This is a genomic window from Chryseobacterium sp. CY350, assembly GCF_027945075.1.
Lineage (GTDB): Bacteria > Bacteroidota > Bacteroidia > Flavobacteriales > Weeksellaceae > Chryseobacterium.
Genome location: NZ_CP116034.1, coordinates 419,069 through 443,262 on the forward strand (window position 1 = coordinate 419,069; position 24,194 = coordinate 443,262).

Here is a 24,194-nt window from a genome sequence, read left to right on the forward strand (position 1 = left end):
CCGATCGCCAACAACAGGCAACTAACAACCAAACTTATGATTATCACATTTGCTACACAAAAAGGAGGAACCGGAAAAACAACGTTAGCCATTGCTTTTGCAAATTATATTTCTACGATTTCGGAAAGAAAAATCAATGTATTTGATTTTGATTACCAGAAATCCTTTTACTACAAATGGAAAGATGATGAATTATCAGAAAATCCGAAATTGTATGAAGTGGAAATTATTGGTGAAGAGGATCAACAACCATTTGCAGACTTTGAGACCCTCATTAATTTAAAAGATAGCGATGAAATCAATCTCTTTGATTTGGCTGGAACATTAGATGTAAAATACAGCGATCTGCTCATTTACAGTGATTTTATCGTGATTCCGTTTGAGTATTCAGATGTTTCTGTCAAGTCCACCTTGGTCTTCATCAATATGTTGGGGCTATTGGAAAGTGAGGCTGAAAGAGTATTTATTCGTTCCAAATATGATAAGGGCTACAAGTATCTGAATCAGGAAGGAAATGACAACGAACTAAAAAAATTCGGATTGCTACTGGAAAATCCTGTATTCAAAAAAAACTGCCTACAGAAGATTGATACCAGAAAGCTGACCTACGAACAAAAATACGGGGTAAGAAAATCATTCGATGAACTGATAGAATATATTAATCAAACCTTGAAGATCACCCTTTGAAATAAAAACAAGAAATAAAATCTATTTCCTCAATTCAAATCCATACAACTTATTAAAATGATAAAAATCTCACTTTGCATCTTGGCTGTATATCTGACCTATTACGCCGGAAATATCTTTTACGATCTGTTTCTGAAAAAAGAAAAGGAAATCTTTAAAGAAGAGACGGAGGAATTTTCTTTGTCCGAAATATCCGAACAGTACGAAGATCTTACTAAGAATGTTGGGATTGAAGATGTAGAAAATCTCAACACTCCCAAATCTTTTAATAAAAATCCAATCTATTCTGGTATCACTGAAGGAAACGAAGAAAGACAAGATTTGGAGTATTTGAGGGAACTATTTGAATTTGAACAGGATTTAAATGAATTCGACAATCTATCAAAAAAGGATGTTGCCGAAAACGAAAGTTTATCATATCCTGAAAACACTGAGTCAAGCGAAGCGTCTTTTGATCAGAAAGGCAAAATACCAGATGAAAAAGAAGACGAGAAACCTAACGAAAGGGATAGCTTGGAAACTATTTCCAACATCGATAAAGAATCAGTCAGAATAAAAGATTGGAAGGCGATGCTTAATCTTTCTGAAACCCTAGTTCAAATGGTTGCGAACTACGACGGATACAAAGTTTATCAATCCATTATGTAGTTAGCCAACTTAAACAAAATCTAACGAACTGATTATTAGACTTAACAGTGGATTTCCATCCGTTGTCCGGGACTTCTATGTCCAAAATTTAACACTCAATTGATTATTAACCCTTTATAAATTTTTTGAATTATGATGAAAAATGTGACAACAAAAAAAGTTCTAACCCTAGCCTTGGCAATTATGGCAATAAACCCCGCATTTGCACAAGGGGGAGCCACTGCGATCTCAAATGCTGCAAGTGATATCACTGATTATTGGGATCCTGTCAAGCTGATCTTAAAAGCAGTAGGAGGATTGGTCGGTTTTATCGGAGGTCTCCGAGTGTATAATAAATGGACGAATGGTGACCAGGACGTCAACAAAGAGATCCTTGGTTATGGAGGAGCAATGATTTTCTTGATTGTCGTTCCGGAATTTGTAACCGCATTCTTTGCCTAATATGGGATTCTATCTCTACAAGGGGCTGAAAAAGCCTCTTGTATTCTTCGGACTCAAAGGAAAATACATCTTTTACGCAGTCGGCGTCATCGGAGGCGGAGTCATATCAGCATTGGTACTCTCAAAGTTCGGTCTCTTAGGCTCTTTACTTGGTCTTGCAGTCACCGCAGGAGGAGTTTATCTCATCTTCAGAAGACAGGACAAATATGGTTTGTATGACAAAACCAAAAACTTCGATCAGATCTTAATTTTTCCAAAAAGGTTACATAATAATAAACTTCTAAAGAATGGCAACAACAAAAAAACAAGCCTTTAGCATCCCATTTATTGGATACGATTATGGAAAAGATTTCAATTGGGATTTTGATGTTCTTTTCGGACAATATGGAAACCCCATTATTGGGATGAAGATAAAAAATATTGTCGAACAATATTCTGCAGATCCTGATAGCTATCTCAATTTCCACACGGTGTTAAATCAGGTGGTGTCGATCATTGGAGAGGGAAGAATTGTTCAGAAGCTCGATATTTTTTCTAAGAAGAAATATGCTGCAGAGCAATCCAACCAGTTTCTACAACAAAAATATTCAGAACATTTTGACGGGAGGCTTTTCAAAACTATTGAGACCGTACTTTTCTTTACCGATATTATTGATGATAAGCTGAAAAAGAAAATGAAGAATTATCATTTTTCTGACAAAAGCTACAAAGAATTAAGAGATAAATGCCAGAAGGTAATGATGCTTTTAAAACAGAATAATTGTGAACCTGAGTTTTTATTCGAGAAAAATTTTGAGTACTACATTTCCGGAGTTTTGTCGATGCAGTTTACCGAATCTTCGACATTTGATAATATAAAAAGCACCAACGAATTTTTACAGATCGGAAACCGATTCGTGAAAAATATTTCTTATGTAGATGTGGAAAATATTGATCTGCCTTCAGAAATCGAGCCTTACTCTATTCTTGGAGGAAATGGAGCTGCAGCTGAGACAGCCGTAGATAATTTCAGTTTTATCAATGAACTGGAAGACTATGAGACCATTGTCTACAATCAGATCATTACTATTCCGCTTCAGGCACAACAGCAAAGGGAGCTTGATAAAAAGAAGAAAAAGCATGAAGGAGCGGCCAATAACTCTCCGTCCAATGCGATTATAGCAGATGAAATTCAGACCCTGCTTCATAACATTGCCATCGATGGGCAGTTGGTAGTTAATGCCCATTTTTCCATCCTTTTTTCATCGGACTCACTGGAAAAGATGGAAAACATTCAGTCGATGATTGACAATAAGCTATTTACAAAAGGAATCATTGTTTCAAAAAATGCCTACAACCAACTGGAACTCTTTCGGGCAGCGATTCCGGGCAATGGAACCGAGTTGAGAGAATACGATTTATTTATGACGACAAGCGAAGCGGCCTTGTGTTTTTTTTTTAAAGAAAGTTACCCCGTCAATGAAGAATCCAATTTCTACCTGAGATTCACCGACAGACAAGGCGTTCCGCTGAAAGTAGATCCTTCAGATTTACCGATGAAAACAGGAAGGATCAATAACAGGAATAAGTTTGTTTTAGGTCCTTCTGGTTCAGGGAAATCATTTTTGATGAACAATATTATCGAACAATATCTGACTTACAATTATGATGTAGTGATTGTTGATACGGGAGATTCCTACTTCGGTACCTGCAAATACAAAGGAGGAAGATACATCCAATACACCGAAGAAAAACCAATCACAATGAATCCTTTTCTGATGGATCAAAAGGAATTTAATATCGAAAAAATAGAATTTTTGGTTAACCTGATCTTTTTGATCTGGCAAGGTCCTGATTCTTCGATGTCTTCAGCACAAAAGTCCATATTAGATAATGTATTGATGTCTTATTACCACGGGTATTTTAATTCGGGAACGCCGTGGTACGAAAATAAAACTTCTGAAGAACTAATTCTATATCTCTGTAAATATAACATTCACGAAGAAGACCTATTCACAGAATATGAGAATGAAGCCAAAGGGCAGCATACTTACTATGACATTTTGGGAATTACTTTCGATGCCAGTTCCGATGAAATAAAGGAAGCGGGAAGAAAATTATTGAAATTTTATCATCCTGATAAGAACATCAATAATCCGGAATATGAAAGTGACAATTTCTATAAAGTGTATGAAGCGTATGACACACTGAATGATGAAGAAAGAAGGAAAATATACAATGAGACGCAGTTGATTTTAATCAAGTCGAATGACATCATCAGGCAACCCAGGTCAGCTGAAGAGTGGGATGAAGCGTTAAGAAAGGCCATTATCAGGAAAATAAAAGAACTGGAAGAAAAGTTGATCGTAACAGAACTTTCGTTCAATGGGTTTTACGATTACTGCGATCAATTTCTTCCTACTTACCTTAATAATAAGAAACATCATATCATAGAAAAGGAATTCAATCTGCGGACATTTTTGTTTGTACTGAAAGACTTTTACAAGGGTGGAAGGTACGGCACTACGTTAAATGAAAGTGCAGATAATACGCTGTTCGACGAATCTTTTATTGTTTTTGAAATTGATAATGTTAAGGATAATCCGAAACTGTTTCCGATTGTCACGCTCATTATTATGGACACTTTCATTCAGAAAATGCGCCTTAGAAAAGACCGCAGAAAAGCCTTAATAATTGAAGAAGCTTGGAAGGCTATCGCAAGTAAACTGATGGGAGGCTACATCCTTTATTTATATAAAACGGTGAGGAAATTTTGGGGAGAAGCCGTAGTAGTAACGCAGGAACTGGATGATATTATTGGCAATGCTGTCGTAAAGGACAGTATCATCAACAACTCGGATACATTCATTTTGCTTGACCAAACCAAATTCAAAGACAACTTTGATAAAATCGCTTCATTGCTATCGCTCAATAAAGTAGAGCAAAACAAAATTTTTACCATCAACAATCTCAACAACAAATTCGGGAGAAGCCGATTTAAAGAATTCTATTTAAAGAGAGGTTCAAAAGGAGAAGTCTATGGAAATGAAGTTTCGCTTGAACAATATCTCACCTACACTACAGAAAAACCGGAAAAATCGGCAGTTGAATATTATGTGCACCAATACGGAGACTATGATGAAGCATTGCGCAGAATAGTTGGTGATCTCAAAACCTTCGGAGACAGTGTGGAAAACTTAGTGTCACTCGTGAACTTATATCAAAATCCATTGGATGATAAAATCAACTCTTTTTACAGGATGATGAAAAAGGAACATAAAGGGAAGAATGTTTTCAAAATCATATCACAGGAATTAGAAGACCGCCAAATAAGTTTTTCAGAATTAATCACCAAAAAATATCATTATGAAAAAGTTTAGTCTACTATTTATAGGATTCGGTAGTTTTTTATATGCTCAAAATACCTACATAGACCCAACTGTAACGGCGGCAATGATCCTCTATTCAGAAAATCTGAAAGCCAAGCAAAATCAAGTGATAGAAGAAACTTCAAAATTAAAAGACGCACAAACCTGGGTTGGAACTCAGATGGTAGCAGCCAATGACATTCAGAACAAAATTTTAAAAGGCCTGAAGGAGGTTTCCGGTACGCTACAAAACGGAATTCAGGCACAGGAAATCTACTCGGAACTCGATAAATGTTACAATTATTCATCACAAATTGGGCAACTAGCGTCAGTGCATCCGCAATACGCCATTTTCGGGGTTAAAGCATCCCAAAAGACTTATGAGCAAAGTCTAAAGATTGTAACCGATGTGTTTGATATTCTCGCATCCGGAGAACTGAATTTAGCTACTGCAGGAGACCGGTACAAAATTCTGCATAATATTGCGGGTAATGTGAAAAATCTGAAGCTTTGGCTTTTGGCGATAAAATTACGATTGGAAAAAGCCAACCGATTGGGATTCTGGAATTCCATTAATCCATTTGCAGGCTACATCAATACCGATAAAGCTATTGTTGAAAATATAATGAACAGGTATAAACGGAATTTTTAATACCAAAAAGATGAAAAAGAAAATTGTTGTCAGTTTGTTTATTCCTGTAGTTTATTTCGTATTGACATCCTCCGGTGGTGGTTCTACACCAGCTTGGCAGCAGGAAAATGTTTCATTTCCAATGATGGATATAGAGATCAATGCCACAATGAAAGAACATGACCGACAAAAGGAAATGCGGCAAAAGCAAATTGCCAATGCTACCGTAGAAACAGCCAACAGAACCCAGTGGAACCAATTCAAAGACAAGATTACCAAGGTACAAGACAGATTGCGAATTGTTTCATTTGCCATTCAAGCTATACCAACCGGAATTGCAATGAGCAGGGAAATAACCAAAATAACCAACAATCAAACTGCTATTATCGACGAAATTAGTGATGCACCTTATTCCATTATAGCCGTTTTGCCTTCTCAGGTTCAGTTTGTTGATGATCTGCAAATGGTAACACGGCTTGTAATGGGAATCGTGATTTCTTATGGAGCAATAAATCAAATGGAAAAATCGGAACGTAAAATTTTGTTGGATTATGCTTTGGGAGAAGTCAAGACAATTAGCAGAAACTCTACACATATTCTTTTGAAAATAAGAGATATAAAAGCCAAAGTGAAACGTAACAAAAGAGCTTTTCAATACTATGTCAACCGAGATAAACAGGTTGTGGAAAGCATAATGGATAATATCAAATCTTTTAAAAAATGAAGAAATTAATGACCATTGGAATTGTTGTGTTTTCTGGAATCACTTTTAATAGTCAGCAGATAGTTATCAACGACAAACTTCTGTCACAAATTACCGTAAACCACGGCGTCCGATTAGGAAGTGAGCAAACTTTTCTGGATTCCTATGAAAAGCAAAAGGAACTGTATGATGATGTCAACAATAAAATTACGCAGATTATAGCCATCCAGGAGTATATCTATCAGCAGTTGAAAAATGTGAATTCAGCCCTGACCCAGAGCAAAAAACTCGTTTATCTCTATCAGTATTTGGGTAAAATAGTGACGAACTCCAATAAGATGCTGGATCTATCAGCACAGCATCCTGAATATTCCTTCTTGATATCAAAATATTATGTTGAGATAGGCAAGCAAACGATCAAACTTCAGCAGGAAGTTACCCAGGATATTCTAAATGAAGACAAAGATTTTCTGATGGATGCTATGGATAGGGAAATGCTGATTGAAAAGATTTTTACCCGTGTCAGAAATATCAACGGAAATATTCTGTACATCAATCTACGATTGGAGAATGCCAGGAAGATCCCTTATATGTATCAAGTACCTATTCTCCGCAATTACATCAATATCGACAGAGCTATTGTTTGCGACATCATCACTAAATACAACCACATCTTTAATTAAAAAATCATGGAAAATTTATTAAAAAAAATCAGCCTGTTTCAGTTCCTCTTGATTGCGGTCACTGTGTTTGGGCAATTGAGTGTAAAGAGATTGAATGACCCTTCCATTGTTGCCCAGCATAAGAGAATGGTCTTTCAAGATTGGGGAGATTGGAGACCTTATCCCAAATATTTTTTAGGCATTCAAACCAATTTTGCCTATGCTACTGTTTGGGGATTATGGGCTCCAAAAATCAACAGGGATTATAAAGATGGCGAAGATATCAGACCATTAAAACCTACCGGAGTACAAAATCAAAGATTTGCTAAATTGAAGTTTCAGGAGGAAGAAGCACAAAAAATAAAAGCAGCTTCCGATACGATTCATAAAAGAAGCGTTCAGGATTTTGCCCATTGGACGTCCGCTACGGTGGATGCCGATCCTCTTTGGTTATTGTACTACAAACGAATGCTAAAACCCATTACCGAATTCCCTAATACACCTCAAAATTTTCTAGAATGGAGGCTGAAAGACCAGCAAACGTTTGAAACATTGAGTACTACAGGTACAATAACGAGACTTCAGGAAGAACTTGATCTCATCAAAGAAAAATATTCAATGTCCAGAAGTATGGATATGCCAAGAGGAAAACGGTTCATTATGTACCACGAAACCCTTATCAAGTGGAGAAAATTTGTAACGGAATTAAGGATGCACAATAACAAGACAACACTTCTTACAGATTATAAAAATATTTTAAAGAACCATTCCAATTATGCTTTACCACAAGCTTGGGCTCCGGCATCAGACCAGCAAATTGTTCAAAATATGATGAATCATTATAAACACCGATTTTAAAAATGAATAAAACAACCTTATTATTTTGCCTTTTGACAATATTACTGCCAATTATTGGCTTTGCTCAAACAGATGGCGATTACAGTAATCTGCTCCAATTTTTGAAAGGGGATGGCGCTTTTGAGAAATGGTTTATGGAAGTTTTCACAAAACTGGACAACAGTGTGCAAGATAGCGCTACAGGATCTGCATTAGTAGGAAAAGCAATAGGCGGTTTAGGTGCTCTAATGTACCTCGGGTACATGGGTTGGCAAATGGCAGCCGGAGATAGGGAATGGGAAATCACACCGATGCTGAAACCAATTCTTATCGGATTTACCCTTGTTTACTGGAGTGGATTTGTCAGTATGATTCAAGCACCATTTGAGGCCATTGCCGAACCCGGAATCTCAATTTTCAGCGAAATAGAATCTGAAGTTAACGACTTACGTGTTGAGAGATTTAAAAAGCAACAACAATTACTCGATGCTGTCATCAAATTAAAGGCGGAAGAAGATGCCAAACAGGAAGTCATTGAGAATACTACTGAAGATGCGGATGATTCGTGGTATGACATCAGCGAAGGATTGGATAAACTCATTCAGCCCATCAAAGAATGGTCGATAAGAATGGAGTTCCAAATGCAAAAATTAGTAGCAGAGCTCATTGAATTTTGTTGTCTTTCCATTCTTAGGATTTGTGTATATCTCATTTTCTTTATTCAAAAAATATGGTCTTACATTTTAGTTATTTTGGGACCGATAGCTGTTGGAATGGCTCTTATTCCGGGATTTGAAAATTCATTATACAGTTGGGTCTCAAAATTCATCAACATTAATCTTTACACTTTTGTTGCCTATACAATCATCAACATCGGTCAGCAATTGATCGCTTCTGGTTATACAATGGAGATCGAAAGATATGATACCTTATTGTCCAACGGAACGATTACCAATTTAGATGCTTTAATGGTCTATGTGAGTAATTCCGGAATGATCTACAACCAGCTCTTTACCTGTGTTGCATATGTTGTTACAGGTATCGGAGTTTTAATGACCCCTACAATTGCAGACAGTATTGTTTCAGCCGGAGGGGCGGGGGCGATGACCAAAATGAAAAGTGCAGCAGGAAAAATGGCAAGCAGTGCAAAAACAGCAATATTGGCAGCTAAAACAGGTGGTGCATCTGTAGCAGCAGCCACAGCAAAAAGTGCAGCAGCAGGTTCAGCATCGGGAAGAGTTCAAGGAGCGATGAAAAATGGAAAATAACCTCAAAAAAATACCAAAACAAAATGCTTATCAAAAACATAGAACAAAGAATTAAAATCAACAAGGTCATTTCAATCTCAACCATTGCTTTTGCTGTTTTCATTGTCATTGCCGGATTTTTCTTTGCGTACAGAATGATTGAGGATTCCAGAAAATCAATTTACATTTTAGACAATGGCGTTCCGGTTCTTGCCAAGCAAACGGACGTACTACTGAATCGACCTGTTGAATACAAAGCGCAAATAGAACTTTTCCACCGATTGTTTTTCACGCTCGCACCAGATGATACCTATATCAAGGATAATATTCAAAAGTCATTGTATCTCATTGATGACAGTGGTAAAAAAGAATATACCAACTTAAAAGAAAAAGGTTTTTACAATCAGATCATCGCCTCCAGTTCGATGGTAAGTATTCATACCGATTCAATTGCGCTGAATATGGAACAGAATAAATTTCAATTTTTCGGGAAACAGATGATCACAAGAAAATCTTCTGTCATTACCAGAAAGCTTATTACGGAAGGCTTCTTTGAAGACATCATCAGAAGTCCCAATAATCCTCACGGTGTGATTCTTAAAAACTGGCGAATCATCAATAACGAGGAACTGTCCAATCAAAACAAAAACTCTTATTAAAAATGGAAAGTACATTAAAAAAAAAGGGTCAGAAATGGCTTCAGTGGGCAGTTCAAAATCCAAAGAAATTCTTCACGTATTCAATGATTCTATTGTCGGTTTCATTTATAGGATCTCTCATCCAAGGCATATTTTTTACTTCAGAAACAGCATTTAAAATAAGGCCTCCGGTTTTATACTCTAAAAACAAGACCACTCAAAATCTGACCGCAAACAATGATAAAGAGATGGAGAAAATAGTGAACGAACTGAAAGCTTTAAAAGTAAAAAGAGATCAAAACACTCTGAAAAAAGAAGACAGCTTACGAATTGACTACCTGTTTAACCAATACCAAAAATTAAAAAATGGACATTAAAAAAATAAATTTTAAAGAAAAAAAATATGTTTTGCCACTTCTGGCTTTACCGTTTCTTTTTCTTTTCGGCTATGTAGGAGCGCAGTTTGTCAAAGAAGACACATCTGAAAAAGATAAACCAAAAGAATTATCTCTTTCACTGGGCGATACGCAGGATTCCATTATGACAAAAAATGATGCTTACGATGCTTTTTTCAAAAAAGAGGATAACAGAACGATGCTTGGTGGTTTGGATAAAGAAGAAGATAGTTTATTGAACTATGATGACCAATTGTCACTGGACCAAAAAAGAAAAATTGACTCCTTAAAAGCAGAAAACGGAAGACAAAACAGATACCAGGCAAAAGGAAATCAGTCCTCGTATTACAGACCAAATCAAGACCGAAGGGATGATAAAGATTACAAAAGATCTTCAGAAATCATTAAAATGCTGAATGACAAATCATACGGAAATGAAGGTAATAAATATACTGATTTCCAAAAAGAAAAACCTCAGACCGCCCAACCTGACCCTGTAAAATATCTCAAGGAACAAATGCTGGTAATGGATTCTTTAGAAAAATCTCGTGATCCAGAGTATCAAAGTAAACTCGCCGCAGAACAGAGATTGAGATCCAATAGGGATAAGATGGAAGATTTTCTCAATTCAACTTTCAATGTCAGCAAATCCGGAATCAACAGTGGTTTCAATGCTTTCTACAAGGAGAAAGAGAACAGTTTTATCAAAGCGGTCATTGACGAAAATAACAAAGGCTTTCTGGGAAGCAGGATCAGATTTCGATTGTTGGAAGACATCTTTGTCGGGAACAAAAAAATAACCAAAGGTTCGATATTATACGGACAAATCTCAGGATTTTCAATGCAGAGAGTCAATCTCAATATTGTATCTGTATACACAAAAGGAGAAATCTATCCTGTCAATCTTTCGATTTATGATGTTGACGGTATGAAGGGATTGTACGTTCCTCAAAGCGTTTTCAGAGATATGATGCGGGAAATGGGAACCAACTCTATCCAGGGGACACAGATGGATATGGGCGGAAAAGGATTTTTCTCAAGCATTGGAACCAGCCTGTTTACATCAACATCCAAATCTATTGCTAATCTCATCAAAGAGAATAAAGCAAAGTTGAAGTACAATTCCTATGTCTTTTTAATCGACGAAAAACAACTGAAAGATTCACAAAACCAATAAAAGAAATAAAATAATGAGAACTTTATTATACAGCCTATTAATATTCACAGCTCAATTTTTGACAGCTCAAACAGCAACCAAAGAGCAAATTATTTCCGACTTACCGGAGATTGAAATTACTGAAGGTATCAACCTGCATATTATTTCACCAGAGCCCATTCAGTACGTGGATTTGTCGACAGAAAAACTGACTGGAGATTTGCCCACTACCAACATTGCCAGAATAAAAATCACAGACCATCCTGATTCGGACGAGAAGGGAAAAATCAAAACACCTTCCGTTTTTTTTAATGGACATAATATAGATATAATAACCATTGTTGCGCAGTCTTTCATCGCACAGTATAAAGTGGTGTATAGAAACCAGGACAACCTCAATACGATTACCAATATCCATATTCAACCCGAAGCAATGCAGCCTATAGAATTCGATAAAATGGTTTTCTCAAATCTTGAATTAAGAAAATTTGCGATGGATATTATTCAAAAAAAATCTGAGAAAAATCCAATTAGAGAAGAGAAAAATCTAAAACTCAGCTTTCAACTCAATAATGTTTATGTGATCAGTGATTATATCTTTTTAGATATGACCATCAAAAACAATTCTAATCTGAGCTATGATATTGAGGATTTGAAATTCTCCTTAGAAGATAAAAAAATCTATAAAGCAACCAACAACCAAAGTGTGGATCTGACTCCAATTTTACAACTCAATCCTCAAAAACACTTCAGGAAAAATTTCAGGAACATCTATGTTTTCAAAAAATTCACTTACCCAAACAGTAAAGTAATGATGATTCGTCTCATTGAAGAGCAACTCTCTGGACGCACCATTGAAATGAAGGTGAACTATTCTGAAATTCTTAAAGCTGATACCTTCTAATTATTAATACAATGGAAAATTCTTCAATTAAACTGTGCTTCGCACTCATTCTAATAAGTTTTACCTACCAGTCTGTTTTGATAATCATTTTCGATAAAAAGCGAAAAGTGCTCATCAATGACTATGAAACGCTATTAAATCTTAAAGATTGGTATGAGAAAATATCTGAAGAGGCAAGTCGCTTATACATTATCGAAAGTGTCGACAAAAGAGGAAATGAATTAATCGATCAATTGAATCTGTTGAATTCCAATCTTATTGAAATACAGGAACAGCATAAAAAATTGCAGGAAAAGCAACAAAAGCTGCACAGTAACCTATTAGAAGAACACAAATTACTAAATCAATATTTCGAAAATTATTCATAATGCAAGAACAACAACATCAAATCAAGATCTATGGCTTTTTACAAAAAGCAGTTTATGCAGTCGTTGCACTCGATTGTGCTTCGCTTTTCTACTTTAATGCTGATGTTCCGGTAATATCCAACTTGTTGAAAAATTTTTCAAAGCTGAGTTTTATTTACCCACCTATCAATGTCAAATTTGCAACATTAATTCTAATCGGATTAGTGGCTGTCGGAACAAAAGCCAAAAAAAAGAAAGACCTTAATATTAGTAAAGAGATTATTGCCCCTATGATATTGGGATTGCTGATGATTTTCTCTTCATTGGCTTGGCAAAATGAGGCAAGAAATGCAAAGCTTCCAAAAGTTTTTCCCGGCTTCAATCTCTATCAGGTCATTTATGCGGTTTTTTCTTTTTTAGGAGCAGTTATTCTTCAAATGGGAGCAGACAGTATTTCAAAACTGATGCAGCAAAAAATGGGAAAAGACCGATGGAATGTTGAAGAAGAATCTTTCGACCAAAATCAGGAATTGGTAACATCGGATGTCACAATCAATATTCCATACTTGTTCCGTTACAAAAACAAAAGCAATAAAGGTTGGATGAACATCAATCCTTTTAGAGGAACAATGGTCATCGGAACACCGGGAAGCGGAAAATCTTTCGGAGTCATCAATCCTGCAATCCGACAGATGATCGCCAAAGGTTTTTGTCTTTGCATTTATGATTTTAAGTTTCCGGATTTGGCACAGATTGCATACTATCATTACTTGTTGAAAAAAAGTAAAGAATCAGATTATCATTACAATTTCCACGTCATCAATCTCAATGAAGTTGAAAAATCAAAAAGAGTAAATCCATTTCATAAAAAGTACATTCAAACTTTAGCAGAATCCCAGGAAATGGCAGAATCGATGGTTTCATCTTTGCAAAAAGGTGGTTCCACTTCCGGAGGTGGTTCTGAAGCTTTCTTTACCCAATCTGCGATCAATTTCCTTTCGTCCTGCATTTATTTTTTTGCAACATTCGAAAACGGAAAATATTCTGATCTGCCCCACATTCTTTCCTTTATGAACAGGAGTTACAAAGAGATTTTCGATACTCTTTTTACCAACGAAGAAATTTTTTCTTTGCTGTCACCTTTCAAGACGGCTTATGACAATAAAGCATTTGACCAATTAGAAGGACAAATCGGAACCTTGAAAATATTCCTTTCCCGATTGGCTACTAAAGAAAGTTTCTGGGTGTTTTCCGGAAATGAAGTAGAATTGAAGATAACCGACAGAGATAATCCTTCCATTATTATTCTGGCATCAGACCCTGGAACACAGGATATTAATTCTGCATTGTATTCTTCTGTATTAAACAGGACTTTAAGATTGATCAATTCCAAACATAATTTACGGGGAGGAATTATCGCGGACGAATTTCCGACGATTTATATTCATAAAATTGATAACATCGTAGCCACTGCAAGAAGCAACAGAGTTGCTGTAATGCTTGGACTTCAGGAAATTCCACAGCTCAGACAGTTCTACAAAAAAGAAGTTGCTGATACGATTTCTGCCATTGTCGGAAATATTCTTTCCGGATCTGCCAGAGACAAAAATACATTGGATTGGTTGGAGAAATTATTCGGAAAAATAAAACAAAAATCTTATTCCCAATCCATTTCACAGCAAGGAACGACCACCAGTATAAATGAAAAGATGGACAATATGATTCCGGCAGGTAAAATAGCAGCCTTGAAAACCGGAGAAATGGTTGGAATGATAGCGCAGGGAGAAGAAAACGATGCTGCGGAATATAAAACTTCTGCGGTTAGCGGTAAAATTAATTTAGATATGAACGCGATTCAGGAAGAAGAAAAAAACTATGTTAAAATGCCCACTTATTACTCTTTTCTAGATAAAAAAGGAGCTAACCGCAAAGAAGAAGTGCTGATGACCAACTTTAGAAAGATCAACAAAGAAGTGGAACTCATTGTGAATGAAAATATCAACGCTGCATAAAATGAAAAAAATACAATCAAAATACGCATTTACTTTGATGCTGTTATTGTTCAGTTACCTATCATTTGCACAGTTTAATACACTTAGACCAGCAGTGCCAAAAAAATCTGAAAATCAAAAAGCTTCTGAAAAATCTAATATCGAAGAACCGCTCAACCAAAAAAGGAATAAAAAATCTTGGAAAGAGCTTTTAAATATGACCACAAAATCAGATTTAATAAGTCAAATCGATTCTTTGAAAATGATGATTAAAGATTATAAAATTGTAAAAGAAGTACAGAGAAATGAGTTTGAAAAACTCAAAGATTCTTTGCTGCTGCAAGCACACAATAGAGTAGAAGAAACAAAACAGACATCAAAAAGACACAAACCTTCCACAACGTATGACTTTGTTGATGAACCTGCGGCATATTTTTCAAAAATCGTAATGCCTCTAAATAACAAAATTACAGTCACCTCTTCTTATGGAACAAGAACACATCCTATTTTCGGAACAAAAAAAATGCATAATGGGATTGACTTAAAAGCCAGATTCGAAAATGTGTATTCCGTTTTGGACGGAATTGTTACTGCAACAGGCTGGGATTCTAAAGGCGGTGGAAATTTTATAAAAGTAAAACATTTTGACCGTTTCGAAACCTCTTACCTACATCTCTCAGAAATATATTATCGAGCTGGAGAAATTGTAAAAGCCGGATTTATCATCGGAAAAAGTGGGAATACCGGAAACTCCACTGGACCACATCTGCATTTTTCGGTAAAAGAATTCGGACAAAACATCAATCCTTCTCATTTTTTAAATGACCTTATACAAGTAAACAATTTAATAGCAAACCATTATGAACACTAATACATTACCAACGGACGAACTGAAAAAATACGGAATTATCAATGAAGATCGGTCATTCTCCAAAAAACTGAATGCAGATGATCTTCAGAAATTTCTGCAAGGATTTACCATCGTTGCAGACCACGACAAAAACAGGGCGACTTTTCAACTAACTGATAATAACACCAAACTGAAGGTCATCTTTTTGGAAAGAGATAAAAGTATTTCTGACATCCTCGAAAACAGTAAAAATAATATTCAATATACTGATATCAAGAATGTTTCTAAATCTGCAAATGAACTGAGTTTCGAAAAAAAAGCCTTCATTTTTGACAAAGAAACCGAAAAAGTAGTTGAATTTGATTTCATTAAAAATGCAAGAGAATTGACCGCAATTATTGCGGATAAAAAGAATACGGAAGAACTAAACCGTTACATAGCAGAACTTCTAAAACTTAAATCTTTTCTGCAAGATAAAATTGTTCAGTTCCCAGAAATGGCAAAAGAAATTACGAATGATTTGAATATTGTGTCCAAGGAATTCAATACAGTTGCTGGAATCTCTGAAAAGCAAAATCACTCTCAGAAACAGGAAAAATCAAACGTACAACTGAATGTGAATGACCCCGATGTTTATCAGTATGCCAATCAAAGACGAGACGATGAGCAGGAACACGACAAAGAAGTGGAGAAATCAAGAAAGTTTAGAAGGTAAATAAAATGGAAGATAATCTTACCTGGTTTGATAAGAATATAGTTCCGAGAACGAAGGCTTATGAGGATTTTGTATTCAAAATGAAAAACACTTCACCTGAAAATTTTTTCCAAGATGGTGAAAGAATTTTCACAAAGAAAGAAAAGGATTTTATGAAAATTTTTGATTATAAATCTTCTAAAATCAAATTTACCTCATCTCATGCTGAACAAGAAAAATTCACACAAAGCCATATTAGTAAAGAACAAAATGCAATTCTTTTTAATGAGCTTAAGAAACTGATTTCTGAAAAAACACCTGCTTTTATTATCAATAATCCTCATATAGAAAATACAATTGAGGGTTATAATACAGATGAATTGATAAAGCTGCCCATTGAAGCATTAGAACATTTATTACACTTAAAGGAAGAAGAGTTTAAAGCACAGCAAGAGAATGATGATTTGAATAGCATGGCTTTCATTGACAGAGAAATAAATGAACTTAAATTAATTATTAACAATCAAAACCCAAACATTATGGAAACACAAAACGAATATGATCCAGCTCAGTATCCGAAACTCCAATTAAAATATCTAGGTTTCGGAGAAGGCGAACAACTGCACAAAGATTTAGAAAATGGAATCAATGCTCCCGAAAAAGAGTTCGAAATTAAAACAACTTCCGACAAAGCGATGCCCGGAAATGAAATGGAATTCACATTAAAATTCAATAAGATAGAAAATGGGAGTGTCTTTATGAATTTTTATAATGCTAAACTCACTAAAGAAAATGGAGACATTTTATCTCATAATTTCCCGGTTAACAGGGTGAATACATTTACTGCCAAAGAAGCAGTCAATCTTTTAGAAGGGCGTACAGTAAAAATGGAATTTCACAATCCGAAAACAGAAAAAATAGAACCTGCATTTGCTAAACTGAATTTTAGCGAACCCAAAACTGAAAAAGGAAATTATAATTTCCAGAATTTTTACAAAAATTATGGAGTTGATACGGCTCAGATCGTAGAAAAATCCAAACTGATCTTTGATAAACCGGAATGGAAGGAAAGTACCATAAAATCTTTGGAAAAAGGAAATATTGTCAAGGTGAAATTTGAATTAAATGATAAAGTGATAGAAGGCAAAGCGGTGCTGAATCCTCAATATAAAAATCTAAGCCTTTATGATCAGGATATGAACAGAATCAATACCAACAAGCCTTTAGAAGGTTTGGAACAAGACAACAAGCACGAAAAAAATAACGTGAAGGAACAAAGTATTAAACGATAGATAACACGTATAACCAATCATTTATTTCCCAGTGGTAAGTCAAATTAATTGGGCTGCCGCTTTTTTAAACCCTATATCTATGAAAAAACTTTTAACACTACCCAGCTTGTTTTTTCTTTTTGTAAGCACTTCCTGCCACAAAGAAATCAAATCGGAAAAAGGAGGAATCGATGTTGTCTCCAATGTATATTTTGATGTTTCCAAAAGTCTGGATAAAATCCAAAGTTTTCATTTGTCAAGCCTTAATTATTCGGGAGATTCTATTATAGAAAGGATTCCGGATGCTGATGCTCCCGAAATAACCCAACAGATTTATTTCATTAAAGATTCATTGTGCTATACCATTAAAAATGAAAATCCCGGCAAAATTATTCTGTCAGACATCATAAAAAAACAAAAGCCGCTTTCGGTTGAAGAGAAAAAAGGAGGAACATTGTTTTCTCAGGAAAAAATCCCCAATTACAGAAACAGAAAAAATCTGAGTGATACGGTTCTGTTTAAGAAAAAATACAAACGATTTGAAATCAACTCACCTTGGATGTACACCCGGTTTTACATTTATCCAACGGATACTATTTTACCATACTCTATTTACAAACACGCTGAAAAGGACTACCACGGAAGGCTCGAAAGGATTGATTCTTACAATAAAAAGACGGACATATTCGTGACGCTTCAATTAATATCAAGAAAAAACTGGGACAGTGAAGCCAAAGAAATTTTTGAATTTAACCACTTCATAAAAAACAGAAAAAAGTGAAAGATGAAGATTTTTTTAATGAGATAAATGATGACATTTCTGTAGTTGAAGGAAATAAAAAGGAACTTATTGTTTTCACAAACAGTAAGGATACGCTTTCATTCTTGGAGCTTCTTCAATTGAACAAGCAAGTCAATAATAGAACATTGATTACCCTTAATTCCGGTTCAAATAGCAAAAAGTTCCTCAATAGATATCAGAATTATGATGGTAAAATGTTTCTTTGTCTTACCGGGGATAGAACGGGAAATGCAATAACCAGGAAAATTCTTACAGAATTTAATGACAAAAATATCAAAGACGTTCGTCCGTTGTATGAAATTTCTGAAAATGGGAATCAAGACCTGACCGAATATTTAGAGAATAAACTCAATCTTCAAGATAAAAATACTAATTTAGTTGAACCAAAAATTTCTGAAAATGAAAGCAATGCATTTGAATCCGGAAGAACATCCGATTCTCAGCAAGTGGGAAACGGAACACCTGAACGCAACACTGGAGAACTTAGACATAAGATCCAATCCGAGCAAAACGGAAGTTACGGAAGCGGACAAGCAGTGGGCAGCAACAATGCTGGAAATGGACTTGCAGGCACAGAGCGGCGTAATTTGGGAAACCGAGAACGAGGAAGAGTATCCTATGACAACTCACAACAGAATAATGTTGGAGAGACTCAAGGACGTTCCGTGGGCGGAATCGTACCCGGGAGAACTGTATCCGATAGAAGAAGACCCGATGGAGGACTTTCCGAGATAGGTGAGGAGTCAACAAATAATGTAGAGTTAGATGCTCTTATTTCAAAATATAAAGGACAAAAAGTGTCCAATGAACAAGTTGCGGAAGTAGTTTCCGCAGCTTGTTTTGTTTACGAGAATCACAAGGTTATTCTCACAGAAAACCTTAAAATCACCGATGATTTAAAAGAGATCTGCAACCAATTCCAAAGTGGCGGAACGGCAAAAGAAGGAAGAGGGATTTTAGACGAATATTATACGCAGGATAAAATTGTTGATGCAGTTCATAATTTAATTAAAGACCATTTTAAAACTCAAAAAGAAATTTCCGTTTTAGAACCAAGTGTTGGAACCGGAAATTTTATTTATGCTACTCACGAGCTATCTGTAAATTCTAAAATTACAGGTTTTGAAATCAATGAAACCACAGCAAAAATTGCTAAACTTCTACATCCCGAAGCTGACATCAATCTTCGTTCGTTTGAAACTGAATTTATTGATGAGAAAGGAAACAAAAAGGACTTTTCTCAGCAATACGATTTGGTAATTGGAAATCCGCCCTATGGCGAACATCGAGGATTTTACAAGGGATTGGGCGAAGAACCGCAAATTTCAAAGTATGAAGATTATTTTGTTAAACGGTCATTAGATTCCTTGAAACCCAACGGCGTTTTGGCGATGGTTCTTCCATCAGGTTGGCTCAACCGACAAAAGAATTTACAAAATGTTAGTGTTTTGGAAGGTTTCCGTTTACCCAATGGCGCTTTTGCAGGAACACAAATCGGAACCGACATTATCATTCTAAGAAAAAACACTCAAAATATCTCTACTGATATTTCTAACTATTTCGATAATAACCCAGCAAGAATTTTGGGTGAAACCCGAGAAAAAACCAACCGTTTCGGTCGATTAGAAAAATATATTCACGGAAATTTAGATGAAGCTTTATTTAAGATTGAACAGTTTGAAAATAGGAAAGAAACCCAGCGGATCGGAAATCTGTTTGAAGATTTGTTTTTAGAGGAAAAACCTAAAGGTGAAAATAAAATTCCTGTACCCAAAAGAGGAAGTGCAGAAATCGAAGATTTTACGAGGATTGAAAACCAAAATGAACAAGAACTCAATGTAACAAAAACTCAAGAAAAAATTGAACTGGTACTTTCTAAACTCAATAACATTAAGTTTAAATCTCCAACAATTACGACTGAAATAAGCAAGTATGAAAAGCTGCGAGAAGATCTGATCACAAAACCAGCATCATTTTCGGAGGAAAAATTAACAGAACTTATTGAGAAAAGTGATAGGATTATTTCTATTCACAATACAAAAAATCAGAACGAGTATAAAATTCAGTCAAAACCCGAACTCAAAAAAGGTGTTTTAAAATATCAATTCTCCAAGCAAGATAAAATTGTCAATACTTCATTACAAAACAGTTCTGATATTAGCAAGGAACAAATTGAAGCGTTTAGAGATAGCAATTATGACGGTACATTAAATAATCGCGAAAAGCATTATCAATTTGCCAACTTCATTGATGGAAACTGGGTTCACGATTTTTATTACACCGAAGGAAATATTTATGCGAAACTGGAACAATTGGAGCGGGATTTTTCTGATACAAATGCATTCGGAGGAACAGAAAACCAATACGAAAAACAAAAAGCATTATTAGAAAATGTCCTACCAAAAGCGAAATCACTGGATGAAATTTATATCAGTCCGAACCACGAGTTCGTACACAAATTTGGTTTAGGTCAAATAGAAAAAGACCAATACAATCATATTACAAAACGTACCGAATCAGTTATCGTAGATTACAATCTTGCCGAAAGATTCAAAGATTTTGTAGGCACTTTGTCAAGTGAAGCCTTTGCGGGTTCTTCAGCTTGGGAAGTGCGAAGCTTTGTAGATAATGAAACGTTTACAGGAAGCGATAAAGAGAGAAATGCTTTAGTCCGTGAAAGACGAAAAACTGCAGCGAATGACTTGTTCTACAAGTTTGTTCGGGAAGAACTTTCCGATGATATTAGAACTCGTTTCGTAAAAGATTTTAACCGCAATTACAATAACATCCACGTTCCGGATTATTCTAAATTCCCATTGTTTTCAAGAATCTATCTGCATTTTAAAGGTCAGGAATTGCGTTTGACCGAAGTTCAGAAAGCTGGAATCGGAAGACAAACTACAAAAGGAGTAGGCCTCTTAGCGCACGAAGTGGGTTTTGGCAAAACATTATCAGGAATCCTTTCAATGCACGAAGCTATGGGGAGGGGAAATGCGAAAAGACCAATCATTGTTGTCCCGAATGACACTATTTTGAAACAATGGGTGGAAACGATTTTTGAAACGATTCCCAATGCGAAAGTCAATGTTTTAGGGAATTTGGGGAAAGATTATGACCTTTCAAAATTTGATAATAAAGACGGAGAAATTACCATTGTTACTTATGAAGGCTTTAATAATATCGGATTTTCATCAGAAATAACCGAAGAACTTTCTTCAAAATTCAGTTACATCTCTGCAAGCGAAATGAAAGGAGTTACCAATACGGAAAGGGATCTCCAAATTGAGTTGCAGAAAGAAAAGGAGATTGAGGGAAAAATGAAGCGTGGTAAAATCTACGATTGGGAAGATTTTGGATTCGACCATTTGACCTATGATGAAGTTCATAATGCGAATCATATTGTAGGAAAAGTAAAAATTGAAGACCGAAGATTTGCTTCCGATTTTAGAAGTCAAAACCAACAGACTTCCAAATTGGGAATTAATACCTGGATGGCAGCTCAGTACATTCAAGACAAAAATGACGGCAGAAATGTAACTCTACTTTCCGCTACACCTTTTACCAATAGGCCATTGGAATATTATTCTATTCTTTCTTTGATAGCAAATAAAAGATTAGAAGAATCGGGATACTTCAACGTCAATACATTCTTCGAGACTTTTATGGAAGCGGATAATGATATGGAGATTGATGCAAAAGGTGATGTGATGTTTAAAAACAATGTTCGAAGATTTAAAAATAATTCGCTGTTTCAGCAATTACTTTCGGAATTCATTGATATAAAAGGAGAAGAAGACAATCCTGAACTGATTCGTCCCAACAAAATTAACAAAGAGTATAAAATTGAGCAGAATGATCTGACAAGAGAACAATATGACTTGCTCAGTGAAAATTTTTCTGAGACTGAAAAAGGAGCCATTCTAACGTATATTCTCAATGCCCGACTGATTGCAATTTCGCCATATCTGTCACCTTATTATGAAAGTGAGGAACCTTCTGTAAAAGAATTTGTTGAAAATTCTCCAAAGTTGAAACAGACGATGGATTTAATTTATCAGAATAAAAAAGATCTTCCTGAATCCGGACAAATCATTTATTCTGAATTAGCGGTTGCTCAATTTCCAAAACTGAAAGAATATCTCATAACAGAAATTGGTTACAAACCCAAAGAAATCGGAATTATTACCGGAGCTACCAGTAAAAATCAAAGAATTGCTGTTCAAAATGATTTTAATGAAGGAAAAATAAAAGTAGTTATTGGTAGTGAAGCCATTCAGGAAGGAATGAACCTTCAGGAGAATACAACAGATGTATATATGCTAACATTACCCTACAATTTCACTTCTTTGCGACAGGTGGAAGGACGGGCGTGGAGGCAAGGAAATAAAAACGAAAATGTGAGAATAAATTTTATGCTGACGAATGACAGTATTGATGTTTTTATGCTTCAAAAACTGCAATCCAAACAGGCCAGATATTTAGAAGCGATGAAAAAAGGAGCCGATGTTTTGGATATTTCGGATATCAGTACACAAGAGCTTAAAACGTCTATCATTACAAATCCAGAAACCAGAGCCAACATTGAAATCGAATTAATGAAAAGAAGGATCGAAAGTGAGAAAAATAAACACCTCGCAGATAGTGCATTTGTTCTGAGGAAATATGAAGATTTTCTCAAAGTAAAAGAGTTGGTGACCAAAGCTGAACATTCTTATAACAGGATTGAAGGCTATGCCAAAAATGGCGATGAAAATTCTGACTACTGGAAAAATCAGCTTCCTTCTTATCAGAAAACAATTGACCTGCACAAAGCTCAAGTTCAAGAAGTAGTTGAAAATTTAGCGCAGAAAGGAATAGATATTACTCAAATTGAATATCAAACCAAAACTACCGAAGATAAAATTGCAGAACTGGATAAAAAGCTGAAAGAACTTCCGGCAGTTAGAGAAAATTTAGTAGTTCAATATAAAATTGAAAAGGAGGAACAACTAAAAATTAATGAGCAAAGAAATTATTTGAAAGAAAGAACCATTGAGAATAAAACTCTTTTTGGTGCTAACCAACTTGAATCAGGAACTATGCATAAAGGAAATCAATTGTTGCAGCAAGAGGATAAATATGAGCAAATTTTTTCGACATCATCTGGGAGAAAAAGATAAATAATACTAAGCAACAATATATTTAATGTATTGTAATCTTATGCCTTATTAGATATTTCTTTGGCACCGAGGCAATAGTTATTGACAAAAAACAAACGTTATTAGTTTATACATCTTTTTAAATACTCCATATTCATCTTATTTAGTCCAACACTTTAGAGTACTATTGTTTTTGCTATTTATATACTTCAACTTTACTTTAATTTTTAATCAATAACAAAGTGAAAACAAATAGTTATGAAAGTAAATATCATTACCAAAGAGGATCTTCAAGAATTTAAAAGTGAATTACTGGAAGAAATTAAAAATCTATTTAAAAGCAAGACTTCAGAACAGAAATTATGGCTGCGCTCATCAGAGGTCAAAGAACTTTTAAAAATTTCCTCTGGAACCCTACAAAACCTTCGTGACAATGGAACCATATCCTACACTCGTGTCGGTGCTACATTATATTATAATTATAAGGATATAGAAGAATTACTAAATAGCAATGGTTAATTGTATTATATCACGATTTGGCTGGCATTCTGACGTACGAGAAATTTCTATCAACTAACAATGACTATTCGCAATGACTTACATTAAACATTTAACAGGTTTTTTTGAAAAAGTAGCTCAGGACAAAACATTAAATCCAACACATATTAGCTTATACATAGCTTTATTTCAATTTTGGAATTTCAACCGTTTCAGGAATCCGATTAGTATCTCGAGAGATGAAGTTATGCGGATAAGTAAAATATATTCAAGAGCGACATATCATAAATGCCTAAAGAATCTACAT

The 24,194-nt window shown here is 35.2% G+C and carries 22 protein-coding genes; all 22 read left to right on the forward strand.

Going from position 1 to position 24,194, the window contains the following annotated elements; genetic code table 11:
• Positions 1-36: 36 nt before the first annotated feature.
• The 22 genes from PGH12_RS01830 to PGH12_RS01935 all read left to right on the forward strand — a co-directional run bounded on the left by PGH12_RS01830 (position 37) and on the right by PGH12_RS01935 (position 23,908).
• The gene (locus PGH12_RS01830; protein ID WP_267599946.1) at positions 37-687 is read left to right on the forward strand and encodes a ParA family protein; all 651 of its coding nucleotides are present in this window, start codon (positions 37-39) and stop codon (positions 685-687) included.
• 57 nt (positions 688-744) lie between these two features.
• Positions 745-1,335, forward strand: a complete 591-nt coding sequence (locus PGH12_RS01835; RefSeq protein WP_267599947.1) for a hypothetical protein — start codon at positions 745-747, stop codon at positions 1,333-1,335.
• A gap of 132 nt (positions 1,336-1,467) precedes the next feature.
• Positions 1,468-1,776: a DUF4134 domain-containing protein gene (locus PGH12_RS01840; protein WP_267599948.1), complete on the forward strand. Its 309-nt coding sequence runs from the start codon at positions 1,468-1,470 to the stop codon at positions 1,774-1,776.
• Position 1,777: 1 nt separating this feature from the next.
• Positions 1,778-2,092, forward strand: coding sequence for a DUF4133 domain-containing protein (locus PGH12_RS01845; RefSeq protein WP_074231894.1), 315 nt, complete (start codon positions 1,778-1,780; stop codon positions 2,090-2,092).
• Positions 2,064-5,135, forward strand: a complete 3,072-nt coding sequence (locus PGH12_RS01850) for a TraG family conjugative transposon ATPase (protein WP_267599949.1) — start codon at positions 2,064-2,066, stop codon at positions 5,133-5,135. The genes PGH12_RS01845 and PGH12_RS01850 overlap by 29 nt, the downstream gene beginning before the upstream one ends.
• Positions 5,122-5,775, forward strand: coding sequence for a hypothetical protein (locus tag PGH12_RS01855; protein WP_267599950.1), 654 nt, complete (start codon positions 5,122-5,124; stop codon positions 5,773-5,775). The genes PGH12_RS01850 and PGH12_RS01855 overlap by 14 nt, the downstream gene beginning before the upstream one ends.
• Before the next feature lie 10 nt (positions 5,776-5,785).
• A complete protein-coding gene (locus PGH12_RS01860) occupies positions 5,786-6,478 on the forward strand; it encodes a hypothetical protein (protein ID WP_267599951.1) in 693 nt (230 codons plus the stop codon).
• Positions 6,475-7,140, forward strand: coding sequence for a hypothetical protein (locus PGH12_RS01865; protein ID WP_267599952.1), 666 nt, complete (start codon positions 6,475-6,477; stop codon positions 7,138-7,140). Before PGH12_RS01860 ends, PGH12_RS01865 begins: the two co-directional genes overlap by 4 nt.
• 6 nt (positions 7,141-7,146) lie before the next feature.
• A complete protein-coding gene (locus tag PGH12_RS01870; protein WP_267599953.1) occupies positions 7,147-7,977 on the forward strand; it encodes a hypothetical protein in 831 nt (276 codons plus the stop codon).
• Positions 7,978-7,979: 2 nt separating this feature from the next.
• Entirely contained in the window at positions 7,980-9,224 is a 1,245-nt protein-coding gene (locus tag PGH12_RS01875) for a TraJ family protein (RefSeq protein ID WP_267599954.1), read from the forward strand.
• Positions 9,225-9,247: 23 nt separating this feature from the next.
• A complete protein-coding gene (gene traK, locus PGH12_RS01880) occupies positions 9,248-9,862 on the forward strand; it encodes a conjugative transposon protein TraK (protein WP_267599955.1) in 615 nt (204 codons plus the stop codon).
• A gap of 2 nt (positions 9,863-9,864) precedes the next feature.
• Positions 9,865-10,218 (forward strand): hypothetical protein, encoded by a 354-nt coding sequence (locus PGH12_RS01885; protein WP_267599956.1) that lies wholly within the window; start codon positions 9,865-9,867, stop codon positions 10,216-10,218.
• Positions 10,214-11,413, forward strand: a complete 1,200-nt coding sequence (gene traM, locus PGH12_RS01890; RefSeq protein ID WP_267600045.1) for a conjugative transposon protein TraM — start codon at positions 10,214-10,216, stop codon at positions 11,411-11,413. The genes PGH12_RS01885 and traM overlap by 5 nt, the downstream gene beginning before the upstream one ends.
• Positions 11,414-11,426: 13 nt before the next feature.
• Positions 11,427-12,296, forward strand: a complete 870-nt coding sequence (locus PGH12_RS01895) for a DUF4138 domain-containing protein (protein WP_267599957.1) — start codon at positions 11,427-11,429, stop codon at positions 12,294-12,296.
• A gap of 11 nt (positions 12,297-12,307) precedes the next feature.
• Positions 12,308-12,664 carry a hypothetical protein gene (locus PGH12_RS01900; protein ID WP_267599958.1) on the forward strand — a complete coding sequence of 119 codons (357 nt, stop codon included), beginning with the start codon at positions 12,308-12,310 and terminating at the stop codon, positions 12,662-12,664.
• Complete coding sequence (locus tag PGH12_RS01905; RefSeq protein WP_267599959.1) at positions 12,664-14,655, forward strand: type IV secretion system DNA-binding domain-containing protein; 1,992 nt, start codon at positions 12,664-12,666, stop codon at positions 14,653-14,655. The genes PGH12_RS01900 and PGH12_RS01905 overlap by 1 nt, the downstream gene beginning before the upstream one ends.
• 1 nt (position 14,656) lies before the next feature.
• On the forward strand, positions 14,657-15,505 hold the full coding sequence (locus PGH12_RS01910; protein WP_271286789.1) for a M23 family metallopeptidase: 849 nt from the start codon (positions 14,657-14,659) through the stop codon (positions 15,503-15,505).
• Positions 15,495-16,199 (forward strand): hypothetical protein, encoded by a 705-nt coding sequence (locus tag PGH12_RS01915; RefSeq protein WP_267599960.1) that lies wholly within the window; start codon positions 15,495-15,497, stop codon positions 16,197-16,199. Before PGH12_RS01910 ends, PGH12_RS01915 begins: the two co-directional genes overlap by 11 nt.
• Before the next feature lie 5 nt (positions 16,200-16,204).
• Positions 16,205-17,470: a hypothetical protein gene (locus PGH12_RS01920; RefSeq protein ID WP_267599961.1), complete on the forward strand. Its 1,266-nt coding sequence runs from the start codon at positions 16,205-16,207 to the stop codon at positions 17,468-17,470.
• 79 nt (positions 17,471-17,549) lie between these two features.
• Positions 17,550-18,230: a hypothetical protein gene (locus tag PGH12_RS01925; protein WP_267599962.1), complete on the forward strand. Its 681-nt coding sequence runs from the start codon at positions 17,550-17,552 to the stop codon at positions 18,228-18,230.
• The gene (locus PGH12_RS01930) at positions 18,227-23,410 is read left to right on the forward strand and encodes a helicase-like domain-containing protein (protein ID WP_267599963.1); all 5,184 of its coding nucleotides are present in this window, start codon (positions 18,227-18,229) and stop codon (positions 23,408-23,410) included. Before PGH12_RS01925 ends, PGH12_RS01930 begins: the two co-directional genes overlap by 4 nt.
• Positions 23,411-23,647: 237 nt before the next feature.
• Positions 23,648-23,908 (forward strand): helix-turn-helix domain-containing protein, encoded by a 261-nt coding sequence (locus PGH12_RS01935; RefSeq protein ID WP_267599964.1) that lies wholly within the window; start codon positions 23,648-23,650, stop codon positions 23,906-23,908.
• Positions 23,909-24,194: the final 286 nt, after the last annotated feature.